The 742-nt window shown below is 44.7% G+C and carries 1 protein-coding gene; it reads right to left on the reverse strand.

Annotated elements, in window-relative coordinates; genetic code table 11:
• Nucleotides 1-742 (reverse strand): secretin N-terminal domain-containing protein (locus R7Z49_RS24695; protein WP_318112332.1); only part of this gene is annotated, 742 nt, incomplete at both ends.

Below are 742 nucleotides of genomic sequence, written 5' to 3' on the forward strand. Positions count from 1 at the left end.
GTACTTGTTTGACTGGGATATCGAGCGATTCAATGATTTCGCGAATAACGGCGATGTTCTCTGGCAATTCTCTGATTAATAGCGAATTGGTTCGCTCATCAATGGTCATACTGCCACGCTCTGACAACATGCTAATGTTGCCTTCACCATTGATCATCTCTGCAATATCCGAAGCTTTAGCAAAATTGACTTTGATGATTTCTGATGAAAGCTCACCCATTTCTTCCGTCAGTTTTTGTTTTTCTAACTGCTGCTTCTCGCGCAAATCCAGCTCATCGGTCGGGGCGACCAAAATCACGTTGCCATCAACACGCTTATCTAACCCTTTCACTTGCAAGATGATGTCGAGCACTTGCTGCCACGGCACACCATCAAGACGCAGTGTAAGGTTGCCTTCGACAGAGTCCGAAACCACCAAGTTAAACTGGTTGTAATCTGCAATCAGCTGCAAAACGTTACGCACAGGAATGTCTTGAAAGTTAATCGAGATCAGCTTGCCTTCTTTTTCTAAGATGCTCTTGTCTGGCACTTTTTCATTTGGTTTAAGCTTGCTGACAGTGATTTCAAGATAACGCCCCGTCAAACGATAGTCATGCGTGTATTCTTCATCGATATACGCAACTAATCGTGTGGTGGAGGTATCGCGGAACACTTCCACACTTTCCACCACCGTCGCGAAATCTTTCACGTCGAGAAGGTAAAGCTGCTCGTCTTTTACCGACGTGTTCAGTAAATCAATGCT

The sequence above is a fragment of the Vibrio sp. 1562 genome (genome assembly GCF_033340155.1).
Classification (GTDB): Bacteria; Pseudomonadota; Gammaproteobacteria; order Enterobacterales; family Vibrionaceae; genus Vibrio; species Vibrio alginolyticus.